Annotated in this window: 1 protein-coding gene; it reads right to left on the bottom strand. The window is 75.2% G+C overall.

Annotation, left to right across the window (positions count from 1 at the left end; all coding sequences use genetic code 11):
- Positions 1 to 270 precede the first annotated feature (270 nt).
- Positions 271 to 912 carry a pyridoxamine 5'-phosphate oxidase gene (pdxH, locus tag FNQ90_RS25030; RefSeq protein WP_228471594.1) on the bottom strand — a complete coding sequence of 214 codons (642 nt, stop codon included), beginning with the start codon at positions 910 to 912 and terminating at the stop codon, positions 271 to 273.
- Positions 913 to 915: the final 3 nt, after the last annotated feature.

Genomic DNA, 915 nt, shown 5'->3' with positions numbered 1-915 from the left:
CGAGAAGGGAGGTGGTTCGGCAGATGAGTGACAACCGGACGCGTGAGGTGGCTGCGGTCTAGCGACCCGCCCCGCACTTCGTGCGGCGCCGGCGTCGCCGGCCCATTCCCAGCAGTCCACCCGACCCGCAGGCCGCCGGTACGTCCGGCCGGCTCCCCCTCCGGGGGGACCACGGCCTGCGGGTCGTCCGCTGTCCGGGCCCCTCCCGGGCCGCCGTCACCCGGTGCCACGGGGCGACGCGATGTGGGGCCCGGGCGCGTCACGGCCGGCTCACGGGCACAACCGCTCCACCACCCACCGGCCGCCCTCCCCCCGGACGTACCGCAGCCGGTCGTGCAGCCGGTTCTCCCGGCCCTGCCAGAACTCCACCGCCTCCGGCTCCACCCGGAAACCGCCCCACAGCGGCGGGGCCGGCACGTCCTCCGCCTCCGGGTACCGCTCGGCCAACGCCGCGTACCGGTGGTCCAACTCCTCGCGGGAGGCCACCGGAGCCGACTGGTCGCTCGCCCACGCCCCCAGCTGGGAGCCGTGCGGCCGGGTGCGGAAGTACCGCGCGCTCTCCCCCCGGTCCGTGCGCCGGGCCGTCCCCGCGACGATCACCTGCCGGGCGATCGGGTGCCAGGGAAAGAGCAGCGACACACGGGGGTTGGCCGCGATGTCCCGACCCTTGTGGGAACCGTAGTGGGTGAAGAAGACGAAGCCGCGCTCGTCGTACTCCTTCATCAGCACGGTGCGGGAGGAGGGCACCCCCCGCTCGTCCGCCGTCGAGAGCACCATGGCGTTGGGCTCGTACACCCCGGCCTCCGCCGCCCCGGTGAACCAGCGGGCGAACTGGGTGATCGGGTCCGGCGCCAGCTCGTCCTCCAGCAGGCCGTCCGCCCGGTAGCGGGCCCGCATGGGGGCGGGGTCCAGGCG

Source organism: Streptomyces alkaliphilus (genome assembly GCF_014141535.1).
GTDB classification, from domain to species: domain Bacteria; phylum Actinomycetota; class Actinomycetes; order Streptomycetales; family Streptomycetaceae; genus Streptomyces; species Streptomyces alkaliphilus.
Note: the sequence above shows the minus strand (reverse complement) of the source record. Positions and strands in the feature narration are given on the sequence as shown.